This is a genomic window from Vibrio sp. 10N.222.49.C9 (genome assembly GCF_041474985.1).
GTDB classification, from domain to species: domain Bacteria; phylum Pseudomonadota; class Gammaproteobacteria; order Enterobacterales; family Vibrionaceae; genus Vibrio; species Vibrio crassostreae_C.
Genome location: NZ_JBFRVD010000617.1, coordinates 1 through 255, shown reverse-complemented (window position 1 = coordinate 255; position 255 = coordinate 1). Strand labels below are relative to the sequence as shown.

At 52.9% G+C, this 255-nt stretch carries 1 protein-coding gene; it reads left to right on the top strand.

All coding sequences use genetic code 11. From position 1 onward, the window contains the following. The coding region (locus tag AB4585_RS24755) for an FHIPEP family type III secretion protein (protein WP_372171403.1) at positions 1-255 on the top strand (255 nt) is incomplete at both ends.

The following is a 255-nucleotide window of genomic DNA, read 5'->3' as shown; positions in this document are numbered from 1 at the left end:
CAAAACGGACAAATTGATGAAGAAGAGGCAACCCGACGACGCGAGAACGTACTCAAAGAATCTGACCTCTCAGGTAGTTTTGATGGGGTAGCAGCCTACGTGAAGGGAGACGCGATCGCCGGAATGGCGATCATGGTTATAAACCTGATCGGGGGGGTCGGCATCGGCACCATCGAACACGGAATGGGAGCAAGCGAGGCTTTCAAAACCTTCGCCCTACTGACTATCGGTGATGGACTTGTTGCACAGATCCCT